Here is a 22308-nt window from a genome sequence, read left to right as displayed (position 1 = left end):
TGAACATGCGTACACCCGTGCGTGTCGCGGTAACCCTGTGCCTGGTGGCGCTGGCGATTTTTGCCGGTTTCCATTTGTGGCAGTACTACATGCTCACGCCGTGGACCCGGGACGCGCGGATTCGCGCCGACGTGGTGGTCATCGCCCCGGATGTGTCGGGCTGGGTGCGTGAACTCAAGGCCTTCGACAACCAACCGGTGAAGGCCGGCGATCTGTTGCTGAGCATTGACCGCGACCGTTTCGAAGCGGCGCTGGAGAAGGCGCAAGCGGTGGTGCAGACCCGTCAGCAGCAACTCAACCTGCGCGAGCGCGAAGCCAGCCGTCGCGCCAGCCTCGGCCCGCAAGCGATCAGTGCCGAGCTGCGCGAGAATGCGCAAATCAACGCCGGCATCGCTCGTGGCGAACTGCGTGAAGCCCAGGCCGAAGCCAAGGTCGCCGAACTCAACCTCGCCCGCAGTCAGGTCCACGCGCCCCGCAGCGGCCACATCACCAACCTGCGCCTGGCCCAGGGCAATTACGTGAATGCCGGGCAACCGGTGATGGCGTTGATCGATGATTCAACGTTTTATGTGCAGGCGTATTTCGAAGAAACCAAACTGCCGCGGATTCGCGTCGGCGATCCGGTGAAGGTCTGGTTGATGAGCGCGGGCGAGGCGCTGGAAGGGCAGGTGGAAAGCATCAGTCGCGGGATTACCGATCGCAACACCACGCCGGATGGACAGTTGTTGGCGGAGGTGGAACCGACATTCAACTGGGTAAGGTTGGCGCAGCGGATTCCGGTGCGAATCAAACTGGACAAGGTGCCCGAGGGGATCAATTTGAGTTCGGGGATGACAGCGAGTGTGCAGGTGCAGGAGGGGCCGAAGTAACTGTAGGAGCGAGCCTGCTCGCGAAGGACTAGAGAGCAACGCGTTTATTCAGGATGAACGCGTTATCGTTAACGTCCTTCGCGAGCAGGCTCGCTCCTACAGGTGTCCGCAGGACTCAGCCGATGCTGATCGCCGGCAGACTAGTCAACGTCACGGTCTGCTGTTTGCGCGGTGCCAGAATCTCCGCCTCGCCATCCACCACCAACTCATCGCGCTGGTTGAACACGCGGGTGGCAATGCGCACACGGAATTTCGGCAACTTCTCCAGAATCTCCAGGCGCACCGTCAGCGTATCGCCAAGCTTCACCGGCTTCTGAAAGCTCATCTGCTGACCGATATAAATAGTCCCCGGCCCAGGCAACTCGCAGGCAACTGCAGCGCTGATCAACGCGCCACTGAACATGCCGTGCGCGATGCGTTCCTTGAACATGGTGCCGGCGGCGAATTCGGCGTCCAGATGCACCGGGTTGTGGTCACCCGACATGGCGGCGAACAGCTGAATGTCACGCTCTTCGACCGTCTTGCTGTAGCTGGCGGTCTGGCCGACTTCGAGGGCTTCGTACGGGGTGTTGGTAACCTGGGTCATCTGTTTCAATTCCTGTGACAAATAAAAAAACCACAAAAAAACTATTCGGATCGGGGCGGGCGGCGGTGGCTCAGGGCTTGTGCGATCCAGTCCAGCACATCGGCCGTCACCTCATCGCGGTTGCTCTCGTTGAACAGTTCGTGCCGTGCCTGCGGGTAAATCGTCAGTTGCAGGCTCTGGCTGCCCGCGGCGCGTAGCGCATCGGCCAGATCTTTCAGACGCTTGCCTTCGCTCACCGGATCACATTCACCGCCTATCACCAGCAACGGCAGGCCCGGATCGATCTGAGCGAGATTGGACGCTTTGCTGATTTGCTGCAAGCCGCCGAGCAAATCGATCCACAGTTGGTTGGTGCAGCGGAAGCCGCAGAGCGGGTCGTTGGCGTACAGATCGACCTCCGCCGGGTCGCGGCTGAGCCAGTCGAACCGGGTGCGGGCCGGTTTGAAGGCCTTGTTGAACGAGCCGAACGACAGCCATTCGATCAGCGCACTACGGCCCTTCGGCCCTTGGCGCAGTCGTTCCAGGCGGGCAATCTGCCGCGCCGCGCGATAAAGCGCCACGGGCTGGAAGTTCGAACCGCTGAGCACCGCGCCGTGCAGGCTGGCGCTGTGATGCAGCAGATAAGCCTGGGCGATGTAGCTGCCCATGCTGTGGCCGAGCAGCACGATCGGCACGCCGGGATGATGCTGGCCAATGTGCTGATTGAGGCTGGCGAGGTCGCCGACCACCTTGCACCAGCCATCGTCGTCGGCGAAATGACCGAGTGTCCCGTTTTCGGCAGTTTTGCCATGTCCACGCAGGTCCGGCGCGTACACACCGTAGTCCTGTGCGCAGCACTTTTCTGCCAGGCGCGCATAGCGACCGCTGTGTTCGGCCATGCCGTGGGCCAGCAGGATCACCGCTTTCAACGGCGCTGCGGGCAGCCACTGGTTGACGAAGAGGCGGCTGCGGTCACTCGCGGTCAGCCAGAAGGTGTCGTGGATCATGGCGATTCCTTTGCATGGGCTCGGCCCATTGTATAGCGCATCCTGCGCTTGCCGTCTGATCAGGCCGCACCACGGCACCGAGATTCACACGGTCAATGACGGTTGTTGGCATATTTGCCTGATTCGCCATAGCTGCTAGTGTCCGTGAAGCTCCGCTTTTTCAAAGGTGACACAAAAGCGGCCCCGGATAGGTTCAGGTAAAGAGGACAAGAACAATGCAACCTGATTTCTGGAATGACAAACGCCCGGCCGGCGTACCCCTGGACATCGAACAAGGGGCTTACAAGTCGGTGATCGAGGTGTTCGAGCGTTCCTGCAAAAAATTTGCTGACCGCCCGGCCTTCAGCAACATGGGCGTCACCCTGACCTACGCCGAACTGGAACGCTACAGCGCCGCGTTCGCCGGTTACCTGCAAGCCCACACCGACCTGGAGCCCGGCGATCGCATCGCGGTGCAGATGCCCAACGTCCTGCATTACCCGATTGCCGTGTTCGGTGCGTTGCGCGCCGGGCTGATCGTGGTCAACACCAACCCGCTGTACACCGCGCGGGAAATGCGTCATCAGTTCAAGGATTCCGGTGCCCGGGCACTGGTTTACCTGAACGTATTCGGGCAGAAGGTCCAGGAAGTGCTGGCCGACACCGACATCCAGTACCTGATCGAAGCGAAGATGGGTGACCTGATGCCCGCCGCCAAGGGCTGGCTGGTCAACACGCTGGTCAGCAAGGTCAAGAAAATGGTCCCGGACTACGCCTTGCCGCAGGCGATCTCCTTCAGGAGCGCGCTGCGTCTGGGCCGGGGCCTGGGCATCAAGCCGTTGAACGCCGGCCTCAACGATATCGCCGTGCTGCAATACACCGGCGGCACCACCGGGTTGGCCAAGGGCGCGATGCTGACCCACGGCAACCTGGTGGCGAACATGCAGCAGGCACGCGCCTGCCTCGGCCAGTTCGGCGCTGACGGTCAGCCGTTGTTGCGCGAAGGGCAGGAAGTGATGATCGCGCCGCTGCCGCTGTACCACATCTATGCATTCACGGCGAATTGCATGTGCATGATGGTGACCGGCAACCACAACGTGCTGATCACCAATCCACGAGACATCAAGGGTTTCATCAAGGAGCTGAAAAACTGGCGGTTCTCGGCGTTGCTGGGGCTCAACACGCTGTTCGTCGCGTTGATGGACCACCCGGACTTCAAGACCCTGGATTTCTCCAGCCTCAAGCTCACCAACTCCGGCGGCACCGCGCTGGTCAAGGCCACCGCCGAGCGCTGGGAGCAACTGACCGGTTGCCGCATCACCGAAGGTTACGGCCTGACCGAAACCTCGCCGGTGGCGTGCACCAACCCGTACGGCGACAAATCGCGGATCGGCACGGTCGGCCTGCCGGTGCCGGGCACCACGTTGAAAGTCATCAACGACGAAGGCGTCGAGCAACCGTTGGGCGAGCGCGGCGAACTGTGCATCAAGGGCCCGCAGATCATGAAGGGCTACTGGCAGAAACCCGAAGCCACCGCCGAAGTGCTGGATGCCGAAGGCTGGTTCAAGTCCGGCGACATCGCGGTGATCGACCCGGACGGTTTTGTGCGCATCGTCGATCGCAAGAAAGACATGATCATCGTCTCGGGTTTCAACGTGTACCCGAACGAGATCGAAGACGTGGTGATGGCTCACCCGAAAGTCGCCAACTGCGCCGTTATCGGTGTGCCGGACGAACGTTCGGGCGAGGCGGTGAAGTTGTTTGTGGTGGCGCGTGAATCGGGGGTCAGCCTTGAAGAGTTGAAGGCTTACTGCAAGGAAAACTTCACCGCGTACAAAGTGCCCAAGCACATCGTGTTGCGTGAATCGTTGCCGATGACGCCGGTGGGCAAGATTCTGCGGCGGGAGTTGCGGGATATCGCGTAACCGATAAATGGCCGCGCTTCGCACAGTTCGCGGGCAAGCCTCGCTCCTACAAGGTCAGTGTTGTTCATAAGGTCATGAACGACACAAAACCTGTAGGAGCGAGGCTTGCCCGCGATGCTTTTAAGGCGGAGGCCCCGATTTTCGGGGCTTTCAGCGACATATAGGTTTTTTGCTCTAAAATGACCGCTTGTCATTCTTGAGTCACTAATGTGACTGTAGAGGCCGCTTTTGGCTCTAGTCGGCCCTTGGCAAAGCTGCTACTCTCGGCGCGCTTTGTGACCTCTCGGCCTCTGTAAAAAGCCCAGACTCACCAATAATCAAACACCAATAATAATCGCATCAAATGCGGTATTTGAATTCGCGTTGCTGAGGAGTGGGCTTCCATGATCGAAGACTTCTGGAAGGATAAGTACCCTGCCGGGATTGCTGCCGACATCAATCCGGACGAGTATCCGAATATTCAGGCAGTGTTGAAACAGTCCTGCCAACGCTTCGCCGACAAGCCGGCATTCAGTAACCTGGGCAAGACAATCACCTACGGTGAACTGTACGAATTGTCCGGTGCCTTTGCCGCTTACCTGCAACAGCATACCGACTTGCAGCCGGGCGATCGAATCGCCGTGCAACTGCCCAACGTCTTGCAGTACCCGGTCGCTGTGTTCGGTGCTATCCGCGCCGGGCTGATCGTGGTCAACACCAACCCGCTGTACACCGCGCGGGAAATGGAACACCAGTTCAACGACTCCGGTGCCAAAGCCCTGGTCTGCCTGGCCAACATGGCGCATCTGGCCGAGGCCGTCGTGCCGAAAACCGGCGTCAAGCACGTCATCGTCACCGAAGTCGCCGACCTGCTGCCGCCGCTCAAGCGCCTGCTGATCAACAGCGTCATCAAGTACGTGAAGAAGATGGTCCCGGCGTATCACTTGCCCAAAGCCATCAAGTTCAACGACGTGTTGAGCAAGGGCCATGGCCAGCCAGTGGCTGAAGCCAACCCGGCCAGCAGCGACGTGGCAGTGCTGCAATACACCGGCGGCACCACCGGCGTGGCCAAGGGCGCAATGCTGACCCATCGCAACCTCGTCGCCAACATGTTGCAGTGCAAGGCGCTGATGGGTTCCAACCTGAATGAAGGTTGCGAGATCCTGATCACGCCGCTGCCGCTGTACCACATCTATGCCTTCACCTTCCATTGCATGGCGATGATGCTGATCGGCAACCACAACATCCTGATCAGCAACCCGCGCGACCTGACGGCGATGGTCAAGGAACTGTCGAAGTGGAAGTTCAGCGGCTTCGTCGGCCTGAACACGCTGTTCGTGGCCCTGTGCAACAACGAAGGCTTCCGCAAGCTGGATTTCTCGGCGCTGAAAGTCACCCTGTCGGGCGGCATGGCCCTGCAACTGGCCGCGGCCGAACGCTGGAAAGCGGTCACCGGTTGCGCCATCTGCGAAGGTTACGGCATGACCGAAACCAGCCCGGTGGCCACCGTGAACCCGATCCAGAACATCCAGATCGGCACCATCGGCATTCCGGTGCCGTCGACCCTGTGCAAAGTCATCGACGATGCCGGCGTTGAACAGCCGTTGGGCGAAATCGGCGAGCTGTGTGTGAAAGGTCCGCAGGTGATGAAGGGCTACTGGCAGCGTCAGGAAGCCACCGACGAAATGCTCGACAGCGAAGGCTGGTTGAAGACCGGTGACATCGCGCTGATCCAGCCTGACGGCTACATGCGCATTGTCGATCGCAAGAAAGACATGATCCTGGTGTCCGGTTTCAACGTGTACCCGAATGAGCTCGAAGACGTGCTCGCGACCCTGCCGGGCGTGCTGCAATGCGCGGCCATCGGCGTGCCGGACGAGAAGTCGGGCGAGGCGATCAAGATTTTCATCGTCGCCAAACCGGGCGTGACCCTCACTAAGGAGCAAGTGATGGAGCACATGCGTGCGAACGTCACCGGCTACAAAGTGCCGAAAGCCGTCGAGTTCCGCGATGCGCTGCCGACGACCAACGTTGGCAAGATCCTGCGTCGGGAATTGCGTGATGAAGAGCTGAAGAAGATCAACGCGAAGAAAGTAGGCGCGTAACAAACAAAAGCCCCGCAGATGCGGGGCTTTTTGTTGGACCTGTAGGAGCCGGCTTGCCGGCGATAGCGGTGTGTCAGTAAATATTGATGTGCCAGATGTACCGCCATCGTCGGAACGCCGCCCGCAGCAAGCCGGCTCCTACAATGTTATTGGCGGAACGGCGCGAAATTGACGTTGGTGCCCGCCGGGCGCATGTCCTGCAGGTACGAATCCTTGTCCGCACTCAGTTCCAGGCTCAGCGCAGCCTTGCGCTTGCCCTGGTTACGCACCACCAGCCCTTCGAGCTTCTCGCGCAGGAACACCGTCGGCACTTTCAGGTGCAGCAGTTCGTCGGTGTCCGGCGTGTGCATCAGCAGGTGAATCCATTCGTACTGACCAATGGCCAGGCGCGCCACCGGGAGATCGAACCACCAGATGTTGCGGTTACGGTTCAATTCGGCGAAATGGCAGTTGTTGACGCCAAGCACAGCACCGCCGAGTTCCTGGTTTCTGCGGGCAATGGCCTGCTTTTTATCGAGTTTCATAACATTCCTACGGGGTTGGATCTTCAGGGCCGTGGCCTGAATACGTTGCGCATTCTCGGGGGTTGGTCGGCAAACATAAAGCCCAACCTGCACGGAACGATGAAATGTCGTTTTTGTGTCAGTCTGAACTTGCACACGGAAATTGTTTCAAAGTCGCCAAGTAGGCTACTTTGATGTAGAAAACGGCCCCTGAGTCGCCACGACTTCAACCCCATTGCGGCGAAAGGAGACGCTAATGATTTTCCCGGACATGAAAGGTGTGCCCCTCCATCGCGTGATGGTGCGCACGGTCACCGAGTTCGTCGCCGACGAGATGTCGACCTATGCCTCGGCGTTGGCCTATCAAATGCTGTTTTCGTTGTTTCCCTTCATTCTTTTCCTGATTGCCCTGATCGGTTTCCTGCACCTGCCGGACTTCTTTTCCTGGCTGCGCCTGCAATCGGAACTGGTCCTGCCGCCCCAGGCGCTGGAGCAGGTGAACCCGGTGATCGACCAGCTCCAGCAATCCAAGGGCGGCTTGCTCTCGGTCGGTATCGTCATCGCGCTGTATACGGCCTCGGCCGGCGTGCGACTGATGATGAGCGCGATGAACGCCGCGTATGACGTGGTCGAAGGCCGGCCGTTCTGGAAGCGTTTTCCGCTGTCGGTTTTCTACACGATCGGCATTGCCGGGATGTTGCTGATTGCCGCCGCGCTGATGGTGCTCGGGCCGCAAGTGATGGGCTGGATCGCCGCGCAGGTCGGCCTTGAAGACTTTATTGTCACGGTCTGGACCATCGCTCGCTGGCCGGTCATCGTGATCCTGATGATGATTGCCGTGGCGCTGATCTATTACGTCATGCCCGACGTCAAACAGGAGTTTCGTTTCATCACCCCAGGCTCGGTGCTGGCGGTGGTGGTGTGGATCATCGCGTCGTTGGGCTTTGCGTTTTACGTCAAGACCTTCGCCAACTACAACGCCATGTATGGCAGTATCGGCGCGATCATCGTGCTGTTGCTGTACTTCTACATTTCCGCGGCAGTGCTGCTGCTTGGCGCAGAAATGAATGCGGTGATCGAACACATGTCGACCGAAGGCAAGGACCCTGGCGAAAAGGTCCCCGGCGAGCACGGTCCTGTCCACGAAGAGAAACATCACGTTTCCGGACTGGGCCGGGATCACTCGGTGAAACCACCCACTGACGAAGTCATCAAATGATCCGTGAAATCCTGAAAATGGGCGACGAGCGCCTGCTGCGCATTGCGCCGCCGGTCCCCGCCGAGATGTTCGACAGCCCCGAGCTGTGGCAACTGATCGACGACATGTTCCAGACCATGGAAAGCGTCGGCGGGGTGGGCCTGGCCGCGCCGCAGATCGGCGTTGACCTGCAACTGGTGATTTTCGGCTTTGAGCACAGCGAGCGTTATCCGGACGCTGAAGCGGTGCCGCAGACGATCCTGATCAATCCGCTGATCACGCCGTTGAGCCCGGTGATGGAAGAGGGGTTTGAAGGCTGCCTGTCGGTGCCTGGATTACGCGGCGCGGTGAGTCGTTACCAGCAAATTCGCTATGAAGGTTTTGACCCGAAAGGCGAGCCAATCGTGCGCATCGCTTCAGGGTTTCACGCCCGTGTGGTGCAGCACGAATGTGATCACCTGATCGGCCGGTTGTACCCGTCACGGATTACCGACTTCAGCAAATTCGGGTTTACCGAAGTGATGTTTCCGGATCTAGATCCCAACGCCGACGACTAAAGCCACCCCAAAACCCTGTGGGAGTGAGCCTGCTCGCGATAGCGGAGTGTCAGTCGACATCAATGTTGGCCGACACTCCGCTATCGCGAGCAGGCTCACTCCCACATTTGATCTCCATACGTCTACCCAACCGGCTCCAGGCCCATCGCTATCATCGGTTTGCTGCGCGCATAACGGCTCAAGCGTTCGACCATGGCGTAAGGCATGGACGGATCGAAGGTAAACCCGCGACGCTCATAAAAACCCCGCAAGTCCGGGTGGCAGAACAGCCACACCGGTTGGTCGAGACCGTTCACCGCTTCGGCAATCAGCGCCGCTGCGATCCCTTGTTCACGACAGGCCGGGTCGACAAACAAACCAGTCAACCAATGCCCGCCCGAGACCGGACGCAAGCACAGCGCCGCAATGATCTCGTTGCGCCGGGCCACCCACAATTGAGCGTCGCGGACCGCTTTCATCGACGATTGGTGGGCGCGATAAAACTTGTTCATCAGGGGCCATAACGGCTCGTCGAGCAAGGTGTATTGAGTGTCGGTCATGGGGCGGGTCTGTGTGTGCGCAAAGCGGGCGATTATAAAAGAACGGGCGGCCGGGGATAGGTGTATACCTGATCTCACATCCCGTATGAGTGGAGTACGTATCATGGCCAAAGGCATGGATTCAAAAAAAGCAGCGAAGAAGAAACCGGCGAAAACCGCCGATGAAAAACGCGCGGACAAGAAGGCCAAGAAGGTGGGTGTGTTCGGCCATTAAGCGGTAAGCATGAAACGCACGCCCCCCTGTAGGAGCCGGCTTGCTGGCGATTCAGACCACTCGGTGTGTCAGGCAGACCGCGTTGCCTGAATCGCCAGCAAGCCGGCTCCTACAGACAGCGAAAAAATAATCTGCAAGATTTCCCGATGCCATTGCACAGAAGGGGACTGGTCCCCGATCTGAGCAACGCCATGCCCCATTACTTCGATAATGCCCACCGAGAAGAAATTGAAACCCTGCGCCAGCGCCTGACCGCTCGCACCGAGTGGCCGACCTGGTTGCTGCTGATCGGCGTGTACGGCGGCTGGTTCGGCATCATGCTGGCCAGCAATCGATTGGGCGTCTGGTGGAGCACGTTGCTGCTGATTCCGCTGGTGGTGCTGTGGTTGTCGGTGCAGCACGAATTGCTCCACGGTCATCCCACCCGCTGGACCACGCTGAACAAAATCCTCGGTTACGCACCGTTCGCCGTCTGGTACCCCTACACGTTGTATCGCGACAGTCATCTGCTGCATCACCGCGACGAAGACTTGACCTTGCCGGGCATCGATCCGGAAAGCCGTTACCTGAGTGCCGAGCGGTGGCAGGGCAGTTCCGTGTTCGAACAGAGCCTGCACTGGCTGAACAAAACCGTACTCGGACGCTTCATCATCGGTGCGCCGCTGGCCTTGCTGGCGCTGGCGCGCGAAGAACTGCAGCGCTTGAGATCGGGTGATCGACAGGCCTGGTTGATGTGGCTGACCCACGGCGCACTGACCGTGTCGATGTTGCTGTTCATCGCCCATTACAGCGCGGTGCCGGTGTGGCATTACCTGTTGCTGATCAGCGTGCCGGCGCTGTCGATTGCAATGATCCGCTCCTACTATGAGCACCGTCCCCATGCGCAACCCGAGCAACGCACCGTGCTCAATGAAGCCGGCTGGCCATGGCGCTGGCTGTTCCTGAACCTGAATTTTCATCTGGTGCATCACGACTTGCCGGGTCTGCCCTGGTACGACTTGCCCCGCGCCTACCACGCACGCCGCGAGCAATGGGTGGCGCGCAGCGGCGGGTTTCTGGTGCAGGGTTATGCTCAGTTGTGGCGTGAGAACGGGATAAAGGCGATCGACAGCCCGAAACACCCCTTTCACTGATTGCCAACGCATCCCCTTGTAGGAGCCGGCTTGCTGGCGATGGCGGTGTATCAGTCCCATCAATGCAACATGACACACCGCTATCGCCAGCAAGCCGGCTCCTACAGTAGATGTTTGTTGAATGGGAAATTTTTGATGACTCAACACCTCGCCGAATTACTGATGTACGTCGCCCCCGAACCCATCCGCCAGGCCAACGAGCGTTGGCTGACGCGAATCCTCGAACGTCTGGGCGCCACCCGCCGCAACGCCGAAGGGCTGTCGCTGATGGACCTGTGGCTGTCCCCGCAGTTGCTGCTGACCCAAACCTGCGGCTATCCGCTGATGACCGCATTGCGCGGCCAGGTTCGGGTCATCGGCCGGCCTCGTTACGAACTGCCGGACAGCAGCGGCGGCAACCATTGCAGCCTGCTGTTGAGCCGTGCCGATGATTCACGCCGGACCTTGCCCGCGTTTTTCGGCAGCCGTGGCGTGATCAACGGCGAAGACTCCAACAGCGGCATGAACCTGCTGCGTCAACGACTCGCGCCGTTGCACCGCGACGGTCAGTTCTTCGCCAGCGTCGGCATCAGCGGCAGCCACCGCGAGAGCCTGCGCTGGCTGCGTGAAGATCAAGCCGACCTCGCCGCCATCGACAGCGTGACCTTCGCCTACCTGGCGCGGCACGCCGAAGAGGAAGTGGCGGGATTGCGCGTGGTGGTGCGTAGCGCGTTCAGCCCGACCTTGCCGTATATCACCGCTGCGACGGCGACCGATGAACAGGTAGAGACGCTGCGGCAGGTGATGAACGAGACGTTGCGGGAATTGCCCGATGTCGTCGAAGTCCTTGGGTTGCACGAGGTGTTGCCGGCCAGCGAGAGTGACTATCAAATCGTTCTCGACTATCAACAAGAAGCCGAGGCGTTGGGGTTTGGGCGGTTGCGTTGAGTAGAGATCGCCTTCGCGGGCAAGTCGGATCGCCGCACCGCTCGCTCCTACAGGTCTAGCGCTGCACCTGTAGGAGCGAGGCTTGCCCGCGAAGGCAATCTATCAAACACAACGTTAATTCCTTGATGGAATATAAAAATGCATTTTAAGTATTATTAAAGAATAAGGCTCCTTGCTAGGATTCTCCTCACCGGACCACCGGACATTCAGCGACCCTAACCCTTGGAGCCTCTATGTCCGGCACCGACGTATCCCATCGAAACGATGTGGGCGGATTGTTCCGCGCCCATTACCCCTGGCTGTGCGCTCGGTTGCGCCAGTTTCTCGGGGCCAGTTCCAGCGTCGAAGACATCGCCGCCGAGACCTTCGCGCAACTGCTCGAATCGCCGGGTCTGACCCCGATCCGCGAGCCCCGCGCCTTGCTCACCACCATCGCCCGCCGGTTGATTTATCAGCTCTGGCGCCGCCGCGATCTGGAGCGTCAGCACCTCGATCAACTGCAACACCTCGATCAGCCCCAAGCGTCCTCGCCCGAGGAATTGCTGCAACTGACCCAGGCGTTGCACCGCCTCGACCGAACGCTTGAGCGTTTGCCGGGCAAAGTCCGGGCGACGTTCCTGTTGTCGCGCATCGATGGCCTGACGTACCCGCAAATCGCTGCCGAACTGGGCATTTCCCAGCGCTCGGTCAGCGTCTACATGACCCGCTCCCAAGCGTTGTGCGCCCAGCACAGCGCCAATGAACCCTTGCACCAGAGGTCCGCATGAAATCGATCAAAACCCTGCTCGGCAGTTCGCTGCTGGCCCTGAGCCTTGTAGCGAACCACGTTCCCGCCGCGGAACAAACCAAGCCGATCCACTTCGGTGACATCACCTGGGAAAGCGGCAGCCTGATCACCGAGATCCTGCGGTTGATCGTCGAAAAAGGTTACGGCTATCCGACCGACACTTTGCCGGGCAGCACCGTCAGCCTCGAAGCGGCATTGGCCAAGAACGACATTCAAGTGATCGGCGAAGAGTGGGCCGGGCGCAGTCCGGCGTGGGTCAAGGCGGCGTCGGAAGGCAAAGTGTTCGGGCTGGGTGACACCGTCAAAGGCGCCACCGAAGGCTGGTGGGTGCCGGAATACGTGATCAAGGGCGACCCGGAACGCGGGATCAAACCGCTGGCGCCGGAGCTGAAATCCGTCGCCGATCTGGCGCGCTACAAAGACGTGTTCCGCGACCCCGAAGACCCGAGTCGCGGACGCTTCCTCAACAGCCCGACCGGCTGGACTTCGGAGATCGTCAACAGTCAGAAACTCAAGGCCTACGACCTGACCACCAGCTTCGTCAACTTCCGCACCGGCTCCGGCGCGGCGCTGGATGCCGAAGTGGCCTCGTCGATCCGTCGCGGCAAACCGGTGTTGTTCTACTACTGGTCGCCGACGCCGCTATTGGGGCGCTTCAAACTGGTGAAACTCGAAGAGCCGCCGTTCGACGCCGAGGCCTGGAAGACCCTGGCCGATGCCAACAACCCAAACCCCAAAGGCACGCGCTCGATGCCGGCGAGCCTGGCGATCGGCGTGTCTGCACCGTTCAAGACGCAGTATCCGGACTTGGTGTCGTTCTTCGAGAAAGTCGATTTCCCGATCGATCTGCTGAACCAGACGCTGGCGCAGATGAGCGAAAAACGCCAGCAACCGCGTCAGGTGGCGGAAGCGTTTTTGCGCGATCAGCCGCAGATCTGGAAGGGTTGGGTGCCGGGTGAGGTGGCGACCAAGGTGAGTGCAAGTTTGTAATTTTTCGGCGTCTGTTACATCGATTTCGCGGGCAAGCCTCGCTCCTACAAAGGTATCGTTAATCCTGTAGGAGCGAGGCTTGCCCGCGAATCAATCTAAAACCTTACACCAACTCCACGGCCAACGCCGCTTGCACCGCCGGGCGCAAATCAACCCGCGCCTGAAACCGTGCCAACACCGGCCACTGATCCAAATCTATCGCAAACAACGGCGCCCACCGCAACACCGTAAACAAGTAAGCATCCGCCACGCTGAACCCACCCGCCAGCAGATAATCCTGGCGCTCCAGCGTCTGACACAACACCGCAAAGCGCTTGAACAACTTCTCCCTGATCAGCGCTTTCACCTCCTCGGGGAGCTGCGCGTTGAACAGCCAACCCAGCCCGCCATGAATCTCCGTCGAAACGAAATTCAGCCACTCCTGCAACCGCACTCGCTCGAATGTCCCGTTCACGGGCGTCAGGTTCGCCTCGGGTCGCAGGTCCGCCAGGTATTGCAGGATCGCCGGGCCTTCAGTCAGCACGTCACCGTTGTCGAGTTGCAGCGCCGCGACGTAACCCTTCGGGTTGATGGCGAGGAAATCGGCATCAATCGCGGTCCGTTTGGTGCGGTTATCGACGCGGATCAACTCGAACGGCAGGTCCAGTTCACGCAGCACAATGTGCGGTGCCAGCGAGCAGGCTTGAGGGGCGTAATACAACTTCATCGGCAGGGCTCTGGTTGGGGATTTGCGCCAGTGTCATAGTGCGCGGCGCCCTCGGTAAAATTAATCTTTAAGAAAACTGCCATAAGGAAAGCTACTGCCATGATGAATCTGATGCACTGGCGAATGGTGGTGGCAGTGGCCGATACGGGCAACATTACCCGCGCAGCCGAACGGGTCGGCATGACCCAGTCAGGCGCGAGCCAAGCGTTGGCGCTGATCGAAGAAACCCTCGGCGTTCAGCTGTTCACTCGGGAGAATCGCCAAACGCTGCCGACCGCTATCGGCCTGCCGGTCATCGAGCAGGCCCGGACCATGCTCGGCGCCCTGGAAAACATCCGCAGCACCGTCGATGCCGCGAAAGACATCCAGCGCGGGACGATTCGCCTGGCGAGTTTTCCCATGGTGCTGGCAACCTTTCTGCCGCCGCTGCTGCGCACATTCAGCCGGCTTTACCCCGGCATTCAGGTGGTCGCGCTGGAAGTCAGCGACGATGAAGTGGAAGCACTGCTCGGCGCCGGCCTAGTGGATGTGGGTGTGGTGCTGAACCCGGCGCCGGAGCGCAATGCCGGGCGTTTGGGACGCGATGCCTGGGTCGCGGTGTTGCCCGGCGGCCATCCCTTGGCGCGCCGCTCGATTGAACAAGGCGTCACCCTCGCGGAGTTGGCAGACCAGCCGTTTGTGCTGGCCACGGGTGGCTGTTCGACCAACGCCCGCAGCCTGGCCGCCGATGCCGGTCTGCAATTGCGCGACGTTCGGGTCGAGGTCCGCGAGTGGAGCAGTGCGTTCACGCTGGTGCGCGAAAACATCGGAGTCACCCTGGTGCCGGAAATGACCTTGCCCACCCATCTCCAGGGGCTGCGTGTGGTGCCGGTCAAACCGCGTATCGATCGTGAGTTTGCCTTGGTGGTCGCCGCAAACAAACAACCCTCGGCAGCGGTGCAGGCGTTGTTGAGCATGCTGGCTGAACACTGAATCAAGCTGAACCGTTTTTGTCCTCAATACTGGCCGACTAGTGGCCTTGCAAGCCTATTGCGGCTGGCTATGCTCAGTCCTGACGAACCATGTCGGTCGCCATGTGAAGGCCGGCATGCACGCTTCAGAGTGCGCACCCCAAGGCACCGATGCGAGCGGCAAGGAGTTTTACGATAAAGGGAGTTACTTATGAAAACGTTAGGGCTGGCCCGGTCCCGGGCTATCAAGAGACGGATGTCTTGATAAGAGCGTTGCCACATGGACTCTCCGATTCAACATCATTGATCACCTGACAGTTCCTCCCGTGGAGGAATGCGTGTGCCTGTTCCATGGAACGTTGTGGTGGATACGTTGAAAGACCGAAGAACTTTCATCAATCAAACGACCGCGCTTAGGGTGATACGACCATGTTTAACCTACATCACAAGGCTGACCTGCAGGAAATCGAGCGCTACAGCTGTGCGCTGACCGAGGCCAACGCCAAGTTGGCGGCCGTCAGTCGTTCGATGGCGATGATTGAGTTCACCCCTGACGGCATCGTGCTCGATGCCAACGACAACTTTTGCAAAGCCATGGGTTACAGCGCCGAAGAAGTGCGCGGCAAACATCACCGGATCTTTTGCGAGGAAACGTTTTATCGCAGCGAAGCCTACGCCAAATTGTGGCGTGACCTGGCCCGTGGCGAGTCGCTCAGCGGGACTTTCCTGCGCTTGAACAAGGGCGGCAAGGAGATCTGGCTCGAAGCCAGTTACATGCCGGTTATCGGTCCCGACCGGCAAGTCAGCAGTGTGATCAAAGTCGCCACCGACATTACGGACAGGGTGAACAAGGAACACGAAAACGAAAGCATGCTCGCGGCAATCGGTCGTTCGATGGCGGTGATCGAATTCACCCCCGCTGGCAATGTGATCACCGCCAATGAAAACTTCCTGAAGACCACGCATTACGCGCTCAACGAAATTGTCGGGCAGCATCACAGCCTGTTTTGCCACCGCGCCGAAGCCGAATCGCCGTCTTACAAAGGGTTTTGGGCTTCACTGAATCGCGGCGAATATCACTCGCACCGTTTCGAGCGCAGAGACAAGCATGGTCATACGATTTTTCTCGAAGCGTCCTACAACCCGTTGTTCGACGCCAAGGGCCGTTTGTACAAAGTGGTGAAGTTCGCCAGCGACATCACGCAGCAAGTGACCACGCTGCAAACGGCTGCGGAGTCGGCCCACAGCACTTCGGTGCAGAACGATGCCTGCGCGCAGAAGGGATCTCAGGTGGTGCAGCAGACGGTGCAGATCATCCAGGACATTTCCAGGGACTTGAACGAAGCGGCGCTGAGCATTGATGCGGTGAGCAAACAGTCCGACATCATCGGCACCATCGTTCAGACCATTCGCGGCATTGCCGACCAGACCAACCTGCTGGCGCTCAACGCGGCCATCGAGGCGGCGCGGGCCGGGGAGCACGGCCGAGGGTTTGCCGTGGTGGCGGATGAGGTTCGCAGTCTCGCGGCACGCACGAGCCAAGCGACGCTGGAGATTGTCGACGTGGTGCGCAAAAACCACGATTTGTCGTTGAGCGCGGTGTCGAGCATGCAGTCGAGTTTGAGCCGCACCGGCCTTGGGGTGGAACTGGCGAACGAGGCGGGGGAGGTGATCCTGGAAATCCAGCAAGGCTCGCGGCATGTGGTGGATGCGATCAGCCAGTTCAATTCAACGCTGCAATTGAATTGAAACGCCCCTACAGGGAATCGTAACGGATTCTGGATTGTGGGTTCACCCATGAACTGTAGGAGCGAGGCTTGCCCGCGAAAGCGGTGCGTCAGTCGACATTAATGTTGAATGTGACGGCCTCTTCGCGGGCAAGCCTCGCTCCTACAGAAGCATCCGCGTGGTCAGAGCGATGCGAGGAACTTGTCGACCACCTGGGCGCCGCTTTTTTCACTGCTGCTGCCGTTTTCTTTCTCGGCCTGAGCCAGTTTTATCTTGTCTTGCAGACGCTCGGCAATCTCTTTACCGACCGCCAGTTGTTTCTCCGGCGGCATGGCTTTCAGGTCTTCTTCGGTAATCCCCATCTCCTTCAGAATACTGTCGCGCAACCGCTGTTCCGGGGTTTTGCTCATGTAGTCCTTGAAGTCGGCCATGGCGGTGCTTTCACCGGCCTTTGGCACTGTCGAAGCATCGGTGGCTTGCAGCGCGACGCGGGTCTTGGCGAACGCTTCATCGACGTTGTCGCTGATTTTATTGGCGGCGCTGACCTGTTCCGTGGCGAGCTTGGAGGCAGACGCCAGGACCTTCCCATCGTTCTTTACGTTTTGCAGCTGGATATTGTTTTGCACGCTCTGCATCAACACGGCTTGCAGGCCACCTTGAAGACCCGCGGCGGCGTCCGCAGTCGGTTCGTCGCCCGGCTTTTTGGGAAGCGGCGTCACTAGGTTTTGTTTTGCACTGACCAACATGATGAGTAGACCTTGTAGGTGTTTGCGGTGCAGCGACTTGAGCAATTAGCGTGCCCAGGAAATAAAACCTATTATTTTCAATTGGTTATGTTTTTGCTTGAGCAGAAAACGAAAGCGTTGCGGTCAACCTTTGCCGCCCGACGGCAGAGGTCGACCGATCAAGGCAGGCCGTTGCAGCCGTGTTTGAGGAAACCGGGGCGTTGCGCCAGGCGTTGGAAATATTCGTCGATGGCCGGGAAGTCCGGTCGATCCATCGGCGTCATCAGCCAACGGTTGACTGACAGCCCGATGACGATATCGGCCAGTGTGAACCGTGGTCCGGCAACATAGGCTTTGGTGGTCGCGAGCTGATGCTCGAGGATACCCATCTTTTGATTCCAGCCGCGCAAGCCCGTGGCAATCCGGTGCGCGTCCTGGAACTCCGGGTCTTTGCGTACCAGTGCCGTGAACGCGTAGCTCCAGGACGAATTGAGATCGGTGGCTTGCCAATCCATCCACTGCTCCACCCGGGCGCGCGCCGCCGGTTCGTGCGGCAGCAATTCGGCGTGTGGGTGTTTGCCGGCCAGGTAACGGCAGATGGTATTGGACTCCCACAGCACGCCGGCCTCATCGATGATCACCGGCACCTGTGCGTTGGGGTTGAGCCGGACAAATTCGGGACTGTGGGTCGACGCATACCCGCTGCCCCAGTCCTCGCGTTCGTAGGAAAGGCCCAGCTCGTCGCAGGTCCACAGGACTTTTCTGACGTTGATGGACGAGGCTTTGCCGAGAATCTTCAGTGCATGTTCCATGGAACGGCTCCTTTAGCGATTCGATGCTTCCGGAAGATCAGAATACACCCCCTGTAGGAGCCAGCTTGCTGGCGATCGCATCACCTCGGCCCGTCAGATACAACGCGGTGATGCCATCGTCGGAACGCCGCCCGCAGCAAGCCGGCTCCTACAGGTGTTACGTGCTTTCGCGCACCTTCAATTCGAACCCCATGTCCTGAACCGGTTTCGCCACGGTGTTGCCCGCCATCAACGTCAGCATCTGCTCTGCCGCGCGACGGCCAATTGCCTCGCGCGGGGTGTTGATGCTGCTCAGGCGCGGGACCATGTGCGCCGAGGCCGGCAGGTCGTTGAAACCGAGGACCGCCACTTGTTCGGGGATTTTGATTCCGCAGCGCATCGCTTCCAGCAGCGCGCCCTGGGCCAGGTCGTCGTTGCCGAAGAAGATCGCGTCGACATCGGGATGACTGGCGAGCAGTTGCAGGAACAGCTCGCCACCCAGGCCGACGGAGGAGGCGCGGGGCGTCAGCACTTCCAGGTCTGGGTCATAGCGACCAGCCTTTTGCAGGGCTTTGCGAAACCCTTCGCCGCGCAGCAACGTGCGCTGATCCAGTTGCGCACCGATGTACGCCAGACGCTTGCGACCGCGGGACAGCAAATGCTCCGCCGCCGTTTCGCCGGCCGCCAGTTGCGAGAAACCCACGCAATTGAGGCCCGCAGCGCTGTCGAGTTCCATCATGTACACGCAGGGAATATTGCTCGCCTCGATCATCCGCCGCGAACTTTCGGTGCGATCAAACCCGGTCAGCAGCAAACCGCGTGGCTGATAGGCCATGTAATTGCGCAGCAGGTTTTCTTCTTCATCACGCGAGTAATGGAAGTTGCCGATCAGCACTTCGAAGCCCTTCGGTCGTAAAACCTGATGAATGGCTTCCAGGGTGTCGATGAACAGCAAGTTGGACAGCGACGGCACCAAAACCACCACGGAATGGCTCTGGGCCGAGGCTAACGCTCGGGCGGCGGGGTTGACCACGTAGTTGAGTTCAAGCGCGGCTTTCTGGACTTTTTCCACCAGTTCGGTGGCCACCGTGCTCACGCCGCGCAAGGCGCGGGAGGCGGTAATCGGGCTGACGCCGGCCAGTCGGGCTACTTCATTGAGGGTAGGACGGCCAGTGGTTCGCGTATTTTTATCGTTTTTAGGAGAGGTCATCGGGCGGCTTGCCAAACAAAATTCAAGGCACTAAGGTAGCGCTGTCCCGATGCAGCTGCAAATGCGTAAGCGAGTTTTGCCTGAACCTCGCTTTTCGGCGTCCGGAACGAACATGCTGCAACCCACAAAAATGACAAGAAGGCGTCGGCAACTTCTACTTTTCGTCTAGTGTCATAACTGGCAAAGGTAGCGCTGTCTGCGCGCTGAGGTGTTACATGAATCATCCCATCACCGCCCTGGTCATCATGGGCGTTGCCGGTTGCGGCAAGACCTGCGTCAGCGAAGCCTTGTGCCAGCTCAGCGGCGCGACTGCCATTGAAGGCGATACTTTTCACCCTGCCGCCAATATCGAAAAGATGAGCGCGGGTATCCCCCTGAACGACGACGACCGTGCCGGTTGGCTCGACAGCCTGTGCGAAGAACTGCGCCGCGTCGACGCCACGGGCCAGCGCCCGGTGTTGACCTGCTCGGCCCTCAAACACAGTTACCGCGAAGTTTTGCGCAGCGCCTTGCCGGGCCTGGGCTTTGTGTTCCTTGAGCTCACGCCTGAAGTGGCGGCCGATCGTGTCTCCCATCGGCCGGGCCATTTCATGCCGTCGACCCTGATCGACAGCCAGTTCGCCACCCTTGAATCCCCGGTTGGCGAGCCGCTGACCCTGGCCCTCGACGCCTCGAACCACAGCGTCGACCAGTTGGCGAAGCAAGCCCACGCCTGGTGGCTGGAACACGGCCTGAAACGCGCCGGTTAAATTTTGCTTGAAGAGATAGCGCTGTCCTTATGGCTTTCGAATTACCCGTTTTAATAACAACAACAACCAGGAGACACCCCTAATGTTTGGCATGTCCCACGAGACGTTCCTGCTGCTCGATGCAGTGGTCACGGTGATCGGGCTTATCGTCCTGATCACCAAGTTCAAATTTCACCCGTTCATTGCCCTGATCATTGCGGCAGCCTTTCTCGGGCTGACTTCCGGCATGCCGATCGGCACCATCATCAAGGCGTTCCAGGACGGCTTCGGTGGCGTGCTCGGTTTCGTCGGCATCATCCTCGCGCTGGGCACGATGCTCGGCAAAATGATGGCCGAGTCGGGCGGGGCGGATCAGATTGCCCAGACGCTGATTCGCGCGTTCGGCAAGGACAAAGTGCAGTGGGCAATGATGTTCGCCGCGTTCCTGGTCGGCATTCCGCTGTTCTTCGAAATCGGTTTTGTGCTGCTGATCCCGCTGGTGTTCATCGTCGCCCGGCGTACCGGCGTGTCGATCATCAAGATCGGTATCCCGCTGCTGGCCGGTCTGTCTGCCGTGCACGGGCTCGTTCCGCCGCACCCGGGTCCATTGCTGGCCATCGGCGTGTTCGGTGCCGACATTGGTAAAACCATTCTCTACGGCCTGATCGTTGCTCTGCCGACGGCCATCATCGCCGGCCCGATCTACGGCACCTTCATTGCCAAGTACATTCCCGGCCATCCCAACCAGGAGCTGGTGGATCAACTGGCGCGTGAGAACGATTCTGCCGATCTCCCGAGCTTCTCCATCACCTTGATCACCGTGCTGTCGCCGGTGTTCCTGATGCTGCTCAAGACCTTCGCCGACGTGGTGCTGCCGGACGGCAACTTCTTCCGCACCTTCATGGACCTGATCGGTCACCCGATCTCGGCCCTGCTGCTGGCGTTGCTGCTGTCGCTGTACACCTTCGGTTACAAGCAGGGCATTGGCTCCAACCAGATGCTCAAATGGCTGGATGCGAGCCTCGCGCCAACTGCCGCGATCATCCTGATCATCGGTGCCGGTGGTGGCTTCAAGCAGATGCTGGTGACCAGTGGCGTGGGTAATGTCATCGGCAACATGGCGGTGGCCGCACAAATCTCGCCGATCCTGCTGGCCTGGCTGGTGGCGGCGGTGATCCGTATCGCGACCGGTTCGGCGACCGTGGCGACCATTACTGGCGCAGGCATCGTGGTGCCGGTGGTGGGGATGATTCCGGGTGTGAACCGTGAGCTGCTGGTGCTGGCGACCGGCGCCGGTTCGTTGATCCTGTCTCACGTCAACGACGCGGGTTTCTGGCTGGTGAAGCAGTACTTCAACATGACCGTAGCGGAAACCTTCAAGACCTGGACGGCGATGGAAACCATCCTGTCCGTGGTTGGCCTGGGCTTTATCCTGCTGCTGTCGTTGTTCGTTTAAGCAACACTTTTGTAGGAGCCGGCTTGCCGGCGATGGCATCGACCCGGTCAAGAAGTTAAACCGAGTCGCCTGCATCGCCAGCAATCCGGCTCCTACATGGATTGTCGAACCCCCGTAGACGCTGGTTTCGATCATTACCGATAACAAAAAACCGCATTTTTGCGGTTTTTTTTATGGGCAGGAATCTGCGACAAGCCAAATCTTTTGGGTACTGACGACACAACCACTTGTCGGAACTGTCATTTCTCACAGGTAGACGACTTGCATGGACACGTCGAACATCCCTCCTTGAAAGGAGCGCCAGTCACGGGTTCCTGTTTGATCGTCGAACCATGGATGAGGAGCAGACTCTATGAGCACGCCTATTGTTGATAAACCCGAAATTATCCTTCCCACTGAAGGTGCTGAGGAAAGTCTAAGACCAACGTTTATTGGGACGGCGATCATCGGGGGGAAGGTAACTGTTGCGCTACATGACGGAACGGTGCTGGGTTCGGTTGACGTGATGTCTTCAGGTCAATGGCAAGTGCCTTCACTTTCTTCGTGGGAAAAAGGGAAATACAAAGTCAAGGCTAGACAAAACGTGGGGGGCGTCGATTCGGAGTGGACAGAATTGCGGACCTTTACTGTTGTCGGCTAGCCGTTTGCTTTCAGGGACAGGTTTTTCCAATAACGCCTGAAGACAATTGATTCGAATCGGGAGCGGACACGGACGTGGCCGCTCCCGAGTTTGTTTC

At 59.3% G+C, this 22308-nt stretch carries 22 protein-coding genes and 1 pseudogene; 15 read left to right on the top strand and 8 right to left on the bottom strand.

Going from position 1 to position 22308, the window contains the following annotated elements:
• Positions 1 to 5 precede the first annotated feature (5 nt).
• Complete coding sequence (locus tag IB246_RS11675; protein WP_008038587.1) at positions 6 to 869, top strand: HlyD family secretion protein; 864 nt, start codon at positions 6 to 8, stop codon at positions 867 to 869.
• A 115-nt stretch (positions 870 to 984) separates the two neighbouring features.
• Here IB246_RS11675 and IB246_RS11670 read toward each other — a convergent pair whose 3' ends face one another.
• Positions 985 to 1455, bottom strand: a complete 471-nt coding sequence (locus tag IB246_RS11670) for a MaoC family dehydratase (RefSeq protein WP_008032990.1) — start codon at positions 1453 to 1455, stop codon at positions 985 to 987.
• A 41-nt stretch (positions 1456 to 1496) separates the two neighbouring features.
• Positions 1497 to 2441 carry an alpha/beta hydrolase gene (locus IB246_RS11665; RefSeq protein WP_008038585.1) on the bottom strand — a complete coding sequence of 315 codons (945 nt, stop codon included), beginning with the start codon at positions 2439 to 2441 and terminating at the stop codon, positions 1497 to 1499.
• Positions 2442 to 2656: 215 nt separating this feature from the next.
• Between IB246_RS11665 and fadD2 the strand changes: the two genes are divergently transcribed.
• Positions 2657 to 4345: a long-chain-fatty-acid--CoA ligase FadD2 gene (fadD2, locus tag IB246_RS11660; protein ID WP_008032992.1), complete on the top strand. Its 1689-nt coding sequence runs from the start codon at positions 2657 to 2659 to the stop codon at positions 4343 to 4345.
• 383 nt (positions 4346 to 4728) lie between these two features.
• Complete coding sequence (gene fadD1, locus IB246_RS11655) at positions 4729 to 6429, top strand: long-chain-fatty-acid--CoA ligase FadD1 (protein WP_008038583.1); 1701 nt, start codon at positions 4729 to 4731, stop codon at positions 6427 to 6429.
• A 146-nt stretch (positions 6430 to 6575) separates the two neighbouring features.
• On the opposite strand, the gene IB246_RS11650 is transcribed toward fadD1, so the two are convergent.
• Positions 6576 to 6953, bottom strand: coding sequence for a hypothetical protein (locus IB246_RS11650; protein ID WP_008032995.1), 378 nt, complete (start codon positions 6951 to 6953; stop codon positions 6576 to 6578).
• 235 nt (positions 6954 to 7188) lie between these two features.
• Between IB246_RS11650 and IB246_RS11645 the strand changes: the two genes are divergently transcribed.
• Together IB246_RS11645 and def are read left to right on the top strand one after the other, a co-directional pair.
• A complete protein-coding gene (locus IB246_RS11645) occupies positions 7189 to 8151 on the top strand; it encodes a YihY/virulence factor BrkB family protein (RefSeq protein ID WP_008032998.1) in 963 nt (320 codons plus the stop codon).
• Positions 8148 to 8687 (top strand): peptide deformylase, encoded by a 540-nt coding sequence (gene def / locus IB246_RS11640; RefSeq protein WP_008032999.1) that lies wholly within the window; start codon positions 8148 to 8150, stop codon positions 8685 to 8687. The genes IB246_RS11645 and def overlap by 4 nt, the downstream gene beginning before the upstream one ends.
• Before the next feature lie 122 nt (positions 8688 to 8809).
• On the opposite strand, the gene IB246_RS11635 is transcribed toward def, so the two are convergent.
• The gene (locus tag IB246_RS11635) at positions 8810 to 9226 is read right to left on the bottom strand and encodes a GNAT family N-acetyltransferase (protein WP_008038582.1); all 417 of its coding nucleotides are present in this window, start codon (positions 9224 to 9226) and stop codon (positions 8810 to 8812) included.
• Positions 9227 to 9631: 405 nt separating this feature from the next.
• Between IB246_RS11635 and IB246_RS11630 the strand changes: the two genes are divergently transcribed.
• The 4 genes from IB246_RS11630 to IB246_RS11615 all read left to right on the top strand — a co-directional run bounded on the left by IB246_RS11630 (position 9632) and on the right by IB246_RS11615 (position 13277).
• A complete protein-coding gene (locus IB246_RS11630) occupies positions 9632 to 10573 on the top strand; it encodes a fatty acid desaturase (RefSeq protein WP_008038579.1) in 942 nt (313 codons plus the stop codon).
• Between the two features lie 135 nt (positions 10574 to 10708).
• Entirely contained in the window at positions 10709 to 11500 is a 792-nt protein-coding gene (locus tag IB246_RS11625; RefSeq protein ID WP_032832457.1) for a phosphate/phosphite/phosphonate ABC transporter substrate-binding protein, read from the top strand.
• 233 nt (positions 11501 to 11733) lie between these two features.
• Positions 11734 to 12267, top strand: coding sequence for a sigma-70 family RNA polymerase sigma factor (locus tag IB246_RS11620; protein WP_008038576.1), 534 nt, complete (start codon positions 11734 to 11736; stop codon positions 12265 to 12267).
• Positions 12264 to 13277, top strand: a complete 1014-nt coding sequence (locus tag IB246_RS11615) for an ABC transporter substrate-binding protein (RefSeq protein ID WP_008038574.1) — start codon at positions 12264 to 12266, stop codon at positions 13275 to 13277. Before IB246_RS11620 ends, IB246_RS11615 begins: the two co-directional genes overlap by 4 nt.
• 103 nt (positions 13278 to 13380) lie before the next feature.
• Here the strand turns inward: IB246_RS11615 and gstA are convergent, their stop codons facing one another.
• Positions 13381 to 13983 (bottom strand): glutathione transferase GstA, encoded by a 603-nt coding sequence (gene gstA, locus IB246_RS11610; RefSeq protein WP_008038572.1) that lies wholly within the window; start codon positions 13981 to 13983, stop codon positions 13381 to 13383.
• A gap of 99 nt (positions 13984 to 14082) precedes the next feature.
• Here gstA and IB246_RS11605 point away from each other — a divergent pair, with 99 nt between their 5' ends.
• The 3 genes and pseudogenes from IB246_RS11605 to IB246_RS29050 all read left to right on the top strand — a co-directional run bounded on the left by IB246_RS11605 (position 14083) and on the right by IB246_RS29050 (position 16682).
• Positions 14083 to 14955: a LysR family transcriptional regulator gene (locus IB246_RS11605; RefSeq protein WP_008038570.1), complete on the top strand. Its 873-nt coding sequence runs from the start codon at positions 14083 to 14085 to the stop codon at positions 14953 to 14955.
• A gap of 407 nt (positions 14956 to 15362) precedes the next feature.
• Positions 15363 to 16139: pseudogene (locus IB246_RS29055) on the top strand (PAS domain-containing protein); the annotation flags it as partial.
• The gene (locus IB246_RS29050; protein ID WP_268945229.1) at positions 16113 to 16682 is read left to right on the top strand and encodes a methyl-accepting chemotaxis protein; all 570 of its coding nucleotides are present in this window, start codon (positions 16113 to 16115) and stop codon (positions 16680 to 16682) included. The pseudogene IB246_RS29055 and the gene IB246_RS29050, both read left to right, overlap by 27 nt.
• Before the next feature lie 161 nt (positions 16683 to 16843).
• Here the strand turns inward: IB246_RS29050 and IB246_RS11595 are convergent, their stop codons facing one another.
• The 3 genes from IB246_RS11595 to IB246_RS11585 all read right to left on the bottom strand — a co-directional run bounded on the left by IB246_RS11595 (position 16844) and on the right by IB246_RS11585 (position 19387).
• Positions 16844 to 17407: a hypothetical protein gene (locus IB246_RS11595; RefSeq protein WP_008038562.1), complete on the bottom strand. Its 564-nt coding sequence runs from the start codon at positions 17405 to 17407 to the stop codon at positions 16844 to 16846.
• A gap of 158 nt (positions 17408 to 17565) precedes the next feature.
• Positions 17566 to 18198, bottom strand: a complete 633-nt coding sequence (locus tag IB246_RS11590) for a glutathione S-transferase family protein (RefSeq protein ID WP_008038561.1) — start codon at positions 18196 to 18198, stop codon at positions 17566 to 17568.
• 157 nt (positions 18199 to 18355) lie between these two features.
• A complete protein-coding gene (locus IB246_RS11585) occupies positions 18356 to 19387 on the bottom strand; it encodes a LacI family DNA-binding transcriptional regulator (protein WP_008038559.1) in 1032 nt (343 codons plus the stop codon).
• Between the two features lie 215 nt (positions 19388 to 19602).
• On the opposite strand from IB246_RS11585, the gene IB246_RS11580 reads away from it, so the two are divergent.
• The 3 genes from IB246_RS11580 (at position 19603) to IB246_RS11570 (ending at position 22211) form a co-directional block, all read left to right on the top strand.
• Positions 19603 to 20136 (top strand): gluconokinase, encoded by a 534-nt coding sequence (locus IB246_RS11580; protein ID WP_008038557.1) that lies wholly within the window; start codon positions 19603 to 19605, stop codon positions 20134 to 20136.
• Between the two features lie 82 nt (positions 20137 to 20218).
• Positions 20219 to 21571: a GntP family permease gene (locus IB246_RS11575; RefSeq protein ID WP_008038555.1), complete on the top strand. Its 1353-nt coding sequence runs from the start codon at positions 20219 to 20221 to the stop codon at positions 21569 to 21571.
• Positions 21572 to 21923: 352 nt separating this feature from the next.
• Positions 21924 to 22211 (top strand): Ig-like domain-containing protein, encoded by a 288-nt coding sequence (locus IB246_RS11570; protein ID WP_008038552.1) that lies wholly within the window; start codon positions 21924 to 21926, stop codon positions 22209 to 22211.
• Positions 22212 to 22308 lie beyond the last annotated feature (97 nt).

This window comes from Pseudomonas sp. PDM01, from assembly GCF_014852325.1.
Lineage (GTDB): Bacteria > Pseudomonadota > Gammaproteobacteria > Pseudomonadales > Pseudomonadaceae > Aquipseudomonas > Aquipseudomonas migulae.
Note: the sequence above shows the minus strand (reverse complement) of the source record. Positions and strands in the feature narration are given on the sequence as shown.

Excerpts from the sequence above, each read along its gene's own strand:
- IB246_RS11635 (WP_008038582.1), bottom strand. The coding sequence starts at position 9,226 with ATGACCGACACTCAATACACCTTGCTCGACGAGCCGTTATGGCCCCTG.
- IB246_RS11620 (WP_008038576.1), top strand. The coding sequence starts at position 11,734 with ATGTCCGGCACCGACGTATCCCATCGAAACGATGTGGGCGGATTGTTC.
- IB246_RS11625 (WP_032832457.1), top strand. The coding sequence starts at position 10,709 with ATGACTCAACACCTCGCCGAATTACTGATGTACGTCGCCCCCGAACCC.
- def (WP_008032999.1), top strand. The coding sequence starts at position 8,148 with ATGATCCGTGAAATCCTGAAAATGGGCGACGAGCGCCTGCTGCGCATT.
- IB246_RS11650 (WP_008032995.1), bottom strand. The coding sequence starts at position 6,953 with ATGAAACTCGATAAAAAGCAGGCCATTGCCCGCAGAAACCAGGAACTC.
- IB246_RS11570 (WP_008038552.1), top strand. The coding sequence starts at position 21,924 with ATGAGCACGCCTATTGTTGATAAACCCGAAATTATCCTTCCCACTGAA.
- IB246_RS11675 (WP_008038587.1), top strand. The coding sequence starts at position 6 with ATGCGTACACCCGTGCGTGTCGCGGTAACCCTGTGCCTGGTGGCGCTG.
- IB246_RS11645 (WP_008032998.1), top strand. The coding sequence starts at position 7,189 with ATGATTTTCCCGGACATGAAAGGTGTGCCCCTCCATCGCGTGATGGTG.
- gstA (WP_008038572.1), bottom strand. The coding sequence starts at position 13,983 with ATGAAGTTGTATTACGCCCCTCAAGCCTGCTCGCTGGCACCGCACATT.
- IB246_RS11590 (WP_008038561.1), bottom strand. The coding sequence starts at position 18,198 with ATGGAACATGCACTGAAGATTCTCGGCAAAGCCTCGTCCATCAACGTC.
- IB246_RS11580 (WP_008038557.1), top strand. The coding sequence starts at position 19,603 with ATGAATCATCCCATCACCGCCCTGGTCATCATGGGCGTTGCCGGTTGC.
- IB246_RS11670 (WP_008032990.1), bottom strand. The coding sequence starts at position 1,455 with ATGACCCAGGTTACCAACACCCCGTACGAAGCCCTCGAAGTCGGCCAG.
- IB246_RS11605 (WP_008038570.1), top strand. The coding sequence starts at position 14,083 with ATGATGAATCTGATGCACTGGCGAATGGTGGTGGCAGTGGCCGATACG.
- fadD2 (WP_008032992.1), top strand. The coding sequence starts at position 2,657 with ATGCAACCTGATTTCTGGAATGACAAACGCCCGGCCGGCGTACCCCTG.
- IB246_RS11615 (WP_008038574.1), top strand. The coding sequence starts at position 12,264 with ATGAAATCGATCAAAACCCTGCTCGGCAGTTCGCTGCTGGCCCTGAGC.
- IB246_RS11665 (WP_008038585.1), bottom strand. The coding sequence starts at position 2,441 with ATGATCCACGACACCTTCTGGCTGACCGCGAGTGACCGCAGCCGCCTC.
- fadD1 (WP_008038583.1), top strand. The coding sequence starts at position 4,729 with ATGATCGAAGACTTCTGGAAGGATAAGTACCCTGCCGGGATTGCTGCC.
- IB246_RS11585 (WP_008038559.1), bottom strand. The coding sequence starts at position 19,387 with ATGACCTCTCCTAAAAACGATAAAAATACGCGAACCACTGGCCGTCCT.
- IB246_RS11575 (WP_008038555.1), top strand. The coding sequence starts at position 20,219 with ATGTTTGGCATGTCCCACGAGACGTTCCTGCTGCTCGATGCAGTGGTC.
- IB246_RS11595 (WP_008038562.1), bottom strand. The coding sequence starts at position 17,407 with ATGTTGGTCAGTGCAAAACAAAACCTAGTGACGCCGCTTCCCAAAAAG.
- IB246_RS11630 (WP_008038579.1), top strand. The coding sequence starts at position 9,632 with ATGCCCCATTACTTCGATAATGCCCACCGAGAAGAAATTGAAACCCTG.